The following is a 6,156-nucleotide window of genomic DNA, read 5'->3' as shown; positions in this document are numbered from 1 at the left end:
CACCCTCCGGCGTACGCCGCTGCACCGAGGTGGTGGGCTTCTCCACCGCACCGGGCACCAGCTGCGCCATCGGGGTGCGCTTGGGCAGTCCCGGTCCAGGAAGTCGCGGTAGTGGCGGACGGCCATCCGGAGCTGCTCGGTGTCGGCGGAACCGGCGTCCTGCCAGCCACCCAGCTTGTTCTTCTGCGCGGACAGCGCCGAGGAGAGCGCCTGGATCGCCTCGTCGACCAGCGACTGGGCCTCCCCGGCCGCCGCGCGGGGATCGTCCACGAACCGCAGCTGGACGTCGCGCCAGCGGTCCCGGAAGCCCTGCGCCATGCCCGGCTCGAAGAGGCTGGCCGGCTCGGCGGCCACCGTCGCGCCCGCCGGCCGGTCGGTCCCGGCGGCCCCCAGCTCCCCGGTGCCCGCGCGTCCGACCGGCGCGTGCTCGGCGTCCGGATCGACCATGGCCGGCGCGGCGCTGCCGTACCCGGCCGCGCCGGCCGCGCCGCCCTCCGGGTCGCCGGCCCACCCGGTCAGGTCGGCCCGGCGCTCGGGACGGCCGTCGGCGGCGTCCGGGGGCAGCACCTCGTCGCCGTCCCGGCGGGCCTGCCGGCCGTCGGAACGGGCGTCGCCGAGCCCGACGGACCGGTGGAACTCGGCGGTCGGGTCCGCCCGGCGGCCCTCCCGGGGGCCGTCCACGGCGCCGTCGCCGGGCCGCGCGGTCGACTCCGTACGCGGGTCGGGCTCGTCCTCCGGCAGGGGGCTGGCCAGGGCGGACGCGGCGACCGCGCCGCCGACGCTGGTGGCGCCGAAGGCGGTCGGCACCGGCCCCGGCTCGTGGAACTCGGCCCGGTCGCCGGCGGTGTCCCGGTCGCCCGGCCGGCCCCTGCCGGCGTCCCGGCCGCGCGCCGCCTCGTCGTCGTGCCGGCCGGCCCGGCCGCCGTCGGCGACCGCCGGATCGTCGAAGGTGCCCCGGTCGTCGAGGGCGTCCTCGGGCACGTCGGTCCGGCCGGCCCGGTCGCCCGGAGGCGGCACCGGCACCGGCTCGGAGCGGACGGCCTCGGGGTGTCCCTTGCCCGCTCGCTGCTCTTCCTGGCGCATGGTCATCCTCCTAGCGGTTCGTGACGTCGTGCTGGCTGTCCGGGTCGTGCTGCTCGGACGGTCGGGCACCGACCGGCTCCTCGCCGAGCAGGTCGGCGAAGAGGGCGCGGTAGTGGACGACGGCCTGGCGGAGTTCCTCGGTGCTCGCCTCGCCCCGGGAGTTGCGCAGGTGGATCTCGTGGGCGTCGCGGTAGTGGCCCAGCGTGCGGGCGTGTTCGACGGAGAGGTGGGCGATCTGGTCGGAGAACTCGCCGGTGGGGTAGCCCCGTTCCGCGATGAGCCGGGTGACCAGGTCGTCGGCGTCACCCACGGTCTCGGCGGGGGAGTCGACGAAGCGGACCTGGAGCTCCTCCCACGCGGCGGCGTACCGGGCCCGGGACTCGGGGGCGAGGGGGGTCAGCGTGAGCTCCGCGTGGCGACGTTCCCGTTCCCGCAGCTCCCGCTCGGCGGCGGTCCGGCTGTCCTGCTCGGCGATGGCGCGGTCGTACTCGGGACCGAAGCGCGACCGCAGCGCGCGGCGGCGGGCGTACGACCGGGCGGCCACGGCCACGGCCGCGATCACCAACACGACGAGAACTATGACGATTACCTGCGTGGGCGACATGGCTCCTCCTTCGTCAGGTGGTATTCCCTCCGCTGACTGATCGCCAATCCCGTTCCGGGGCACTTTCCTGACGAACCCGGCCGTCGCGACCCGGCGGACCCGACCCGCGCCCGTTCCCCGTCGCGGCATGACGAGTCACACAGGGTGACCGGCCGCCAAAACTTGACTCGTTCCAGAAAAGGCGCTTGGGTGGGGTGATGCCGGTCGAATCCGACGCCGAACGCCTGCGGGCGGCCGGGCTGCGCGTCACGCGGCCCCGGCTCGCGGTGCTCGCCGCGGTGCGCGACCGGCCACACCTGGATGCCGACACGATCACCCGACTCGCCCGGGCCCGCCTCGGGCGGATCTCGGGCCAGGCGGTCTACGACGTCCTGCGCGCGCTCACCGGCGCGGGCCTGCTGCGCCGGTTCGCCCCGGCCGGCGGGCCGGCCCGGTACGAACTGGGCGGGGAGGACCACGACCACCTGGTCTGCCGGGACTGCGGCGCGATCGTCGACACCCGGCGCAACCGGGCCCCCGGGCCCTGCCTCGACCCCGGGGCCTCCGCCTTCGCGGTGGAGTTCACCGAGGTCACCTACTGGGGCCGGTGCCCCGGATGTCAGCCGCAGCACGACTGACGCAAGCGCCACACCGAGCAGGAGGAGAGCCATGAGCGACCCGCAGGCCAGCAAGCCCATCCTCACCACCCGTCAGGGTCACCCCGTGCACAACAACCAGCAGCAGCGAACGGTCGGCTCGCGCGGCCCGGCGACGCTGGAGAACTACCACTTCCTGGAGAAGATCAGCCACTTCGACCGGGAACGGATCCCGGAGCGGGTGGTGCACGCCCGCGGCTTCGTCGCGCACGGCGAGTTCGAGGCGTACGGGACGATCGGATCCGGGGATCAGGCTGTGCCGGCGTCCAAACTGACCAGGGCCAAGCTGTTCCAGACCAGGGGCAAGAAGACCCCGGTCACCATCCGCTTCTCCACCGTCATCGGCGGGCGGGACTCCTCCGAGGCGGCCCGCGACCCGCGCGGCTTCGCCGTCAAGTTCCGCACCGAGGACGGCAACTGGGACATGGTGGGCAACAACCTCCAGGTCTTCTTCATCCGAGACGCGATCAAGTTCCCCGACGTGATCCACTCGCTGAAGCCGGACCCGGTCACCTTCCGCCAGGAGCCGAACCGGATCTTCGACTTCATGTCGAACACGCCCGAGTCGATGCACATGCTGACCTGGCTCTTCTCCCCGTACGGCATCCCCAGGAACTACCGGACGATGCGCGGCTCCGGGGTGAACACCTACCGCCTCGTCAACGCCGAGGGCGAGGCCGTGCTGGTCAAGTTCCACTGGCTGTCCCAGCAGGGTGAGCACAACCTGACCCAGGCCGAGGCGGACGCCATCCAGGCCACCGAGCTGGGCCACGCCTCGAAGGACCTCTACGAGGCGATCGAGCGCGGCGACCACCCGAAGTGGGAGCTCAACGTCCAGGTCATGAGCGACGACGAGCACCCGGAGCTGGACTTCGACCCGCTCGACGACACCAAGATCTGGCCGGAGGAGGACTTCCCCTACCTGCCGGTCGGCATGATGACGCTGAACCGCAACATCACCGACCACCACAACGAGAACGAGCAGATCGCCTTCGGCACCGGCGTGCTGGTCGACGGCATCGACTTCTCCGACGACAAGATGCTGGTCGGCCGGACCTTCTCCTACTCGGACACCCAGCGCTACCGGGTCGGCCCGAACTACCTCCAGCTGCCGGTCAACCGGCCGCGCGAGGACGTGCAGGTCAGCACCAACCAGACCGGCGGCCAGATGTCGTACGGGGTGGACAACCGTGGTGCCAACCCGCACATCAACTTCGAGCCGTCCTCGGTGGCCGGCCTCGAGGAGGCCGACGAGTCCTACCGGGAGTACCGCCCGTTCGTCTCGGGCCAGATCATGAAGGCCCCGATCGAGCGGCAGGACAACTACTCCCAGGCCGGCCGGCGCTACCGCGAGATGGCCGACTGGGAGCGGGACGACCTGATCCTCAACCTCACCACCCTGCTGGCCCAGTGCGACAAGCACATCCAGGAGAAGATGGTCTGGCACTTCAGCCAGTGCGACTCCGACTACGGCCGTCGGGTCGCCGAGGGCCTCGGCATCTCCGTCGACGCCTGATCCGCACCACCCTCGAACGCCCCGCCGGCCTCCGGCGGGGCGTTCGTCGACTGTGGACGTCCGGCCGGTACGCCCGACGCGACGGACGGTAGTGCATCGGGCGAGGATTACGTATCCTGCCCAAGGCGTCCGCCGGACCTGCCCGGCACCGCGGCCCGGGACCGTCCGACCGCGACGCTGCCCGGCCGGCGCCGGCGCCCCCGCAGCCACACCTTCCGGGCGAGGTCCGATTGAACACCCGCGACTGGCCGATCCGCTCGAAGCTGACCGCATTGGTCGTCGTGCCGGTGACCGCGCTGCTGGCGCTCTGGATCTTCGCCACCACGCTCACCTTCGGGCCCGCCCTCGACCTGCTCGCCGCCCGGACGCTCCTCTACGACCTCGGCCGTCCCGGTGAGACCGTGGTCGCCGAGCTGCAACGGGAGCGGCGGCTCTCGGCGGTCCAGCTGGCCGGCGACGGCGCCGCTCCCGGGCTCGCCGAGCAGCGGCAGCGCACCGACCGGGCGATCGCGGAGCTGCGCCGCCGGGTCGGCGGGGAGGACCTGCGCGACGCCGCCGACGACTTCCTCGACGCCCGGCTCGACCAGCTGGTCACCGCGCTGGAGTCGCTGCCCGCCGGGCGGGGGTTCATCGACCGGCGGGCGGTGGACCGGGCCGGCGCGGTCGGGTTCTACAGCGGGATGATCAACTCGGCCTTCCAGGCGTTCTCCGCGATGGCCGACCTGCCCGACCGGGACCTCAACCGGCAGGCGCTCGCCGTCACCGGGCTCGGCCAGTCCCGGGAGCTGCTCGGGCAGACCGACGCCCTGCTCGCCGGGGCGTTCACCAGCGGCCGGTTCGCCGACGGCGAGCACCTCCAGCTGGTGCAGACCATCGGCAACCAGCGGTTCCTCGCCGACACGGCGGTCGCCGACCTACCGGACGCCGAGCGCGCCGCGTTCCAGCGGATGACCGAGGGGGAGGCCTTCGGCCGGTTGCGGACGATGCAGGACAGACTGGTGGGTCCCGGGTCCGCCACCCGGCCCGCGGTGGACCCGACGGCCTGGCAGGAGAGCTACCAGGCGGTGCAGCAGGCGCTGCGGGAGTTCGAGCTGGCGCAGGCCGACGGGCTCGCCGACCGGTCGATCCCGTCGGCCGTGCGCATCCTGGTCCGGCTCGCCGCCGCCGGGCTGCTGGGGCTGGCCACCGTCGTGGTCTCGGTCGTCGTGTCGGTGCGGGTCGGCCGTAACCTGGCGCACCGGCTCACCGGCGTACGCACGGCCGCGCTCGAGACGGCCGAGCGTCGGCTGCCGGACGTGGTGGCCCGGCTGCGCCGGGGCGAGCAGGTCGACGTCGCCCGGGAGGCGCCCCCGCTGGAGTACGGCGACGACGAGATCGGCCAGGTGGCGCGGGCGTTCACCGAGGTGCAGCGCACCGCGGTCCAGTCGGCCGTCGACGAGGTCACCCTGCGCCGGGGGCTCAACGAGGTGTTCCTCAACATCGCCCGGCGCAGCCAGGGGCTGGTGCACCGGCAGCTCGCGCTGCTCGACCGGATGGAGCGGCACACCGAGGACCCGGACGAGCTGGCGGAGCTGTTCCGCGTCGACCACCTCGCCACCCGGCTGCGGCGGCACGCCGAGGACCTGGTCATCCTGGCCGGCGCGGCCCCCGGGCGGGGCTGGCGCAACCCGGTCGCGATGGTCGACCTGGTCCGGGGCGCGATCTCCGAGGTCGAGTCGTACGACCGGGTCGACATCACCGCCGTGGCACCCGCAGGCGTGCTGGGGCGGGCGGTCGGCGACGTGATCCACCTGCTCGCCGAGCTGATCGAGAACGCCACCGCGTTCTCGCCGCCGCAGACCCGGGTGGAGGTCTCGGGGCAGCACGTGGCGAACGGCTACGCGGTGGAGATCACCGACCGGGGCCTGGGCATGTCCGCCGCCGCGCTGGAGGACACGAACCGGCGGCTTGCCCGCTCGCCCGACTTCGAGCCGACCGAGACCGCCCGCCTCGGGCACTTCGTGGTGGCCCGCCTCGCGGCCCGGCACGGGGTCCGGGTGCGCCTGCGCCCGTCCGACGGCGGCGGGCTGACCGCCGTGGTGCTCGTCCCCGCCGACCTGGTCACCGACGAGCCCTCCCTGCCCCCGACCGGTGGCCCGCCGGTGGCGCCCCGATCCGCGCCGACGCCGGAGGAGCGGCGGCTCGCCCGGGCGGGCCGGCTGAGTACGCTGCCCCGCCCGATGCGCTCGCCGCGCCGCCCAACGCGCAGATCAACGCCGACCTCGCCCCACTGGAGCTGCGGGCCCGCTACCAGTCCGTGTTCTACCTGGCGTTCCCGG

At 73.7% G+C, this 6,156-nt stretch carries 4 protein-coding genes and 1 pseudogene; 3 read left to right on the top strand and 2 right to left on the bottom strand.

The genetic code is table 11. The annotated features are described in order from the left end of the window. Positions 1-633 precede the first annotated feature (633 nt). Positions 634-855: pseudogene (locus tag AB0G13_RS08205) on the bottom strand (hypothetical protein); the annotation flags it as partial. Between the two features lie 238 nt (positions 856-1,093). After that, positions 1,094-1,687: a hypothetical protein gene (locus AB0G13_RS08200; protein WP_357870661.1), complete on the bottom strand. Its 594-nt coding sequence runs from the start codon at positions 1,685-1,687 to the stop codon at positions 1,094-1,096. A gap of 197 nt (positions 1,688-1,884) precedes the next feature. On the opposite strand from AB0G13_RS08200, the gene AB0G13_RS08195 reads away from it, so the two are divergent. The 3 genes from AB0G13_RS08195 to AB0G13_RS08185 form a co-directional block, all read left to right on the top strand. Next, positions 1,885-2,304 carry a Fur family transcriptional regulator gene (locus tag AB0G13_RS08195; RefSeq protein WP_357870659.1) on the top strand — a complete coding sequence of 140 codons (420 nt, stop codon included), beginning with the start codon at positions 1,885-1,887 and terminating at the stop codon, positions 2,302-2,304. A 31-nt stretch (positions 2,305-2,335) separates the two neighbouring features. Further along, entirely contained in the window at positions 2,336-3,838 is a 1,503-nt protein-coding gene (locus AB0G13_RS08190) for a catalase (RefSeq protein WP_357870656.1), read from the top strand. A gap of 230 nt (positions 3,839-4,068) precedes the next feature. Continuing rightward, the coding region (locus AB0G13_RS08185; RefSeq protein WP_357870653.1) for a nitrate- and nitrite sensing domain-containing protein at positions 4,069-6,156 on the top strand (2,088 nt) is incomplete at its 3' end.

It is taken from the genome of Micromonospora sp. NPDC023633, from assembly GCF_040640035.1.
Taxonomy (GTDB): domain Bacteria; phylum Actinomycetota; class Actinomycetes; order Mycobacteriales; family Micromonosporaceae; genus Micromonospora.
This window is presented reverse-complemented; position numbering and strand designations above follow the sequence as displayed.

What these genes read in the sequence shown, in the direction of transcription:
- AB0G13_RS08200 (WP_357870661.1), bottom strand. Translation starts at nt 1,687, where the DNA reads ATGTCGCCCACGCAGGTAATCGTCATAGTTCTCGTCGTGTTGGTGATC.
- AB0G13_RS08195 (WP_357870659.1), top strand. Translation starts at nt 1,885, where the DNA reads ATGCCGGTCGAATCCGACGCCGAACGCCTGCGGGCGGCCGGGCTGCGC.
- AB0G13_RS08190 (WP_357870656.1), top strand. Translation starts at nt 2,336, where the DNA reads ATGAGCGACCCGCAGGCCAGCAAGCCCATCCTCACCACCCGTCAGGGT.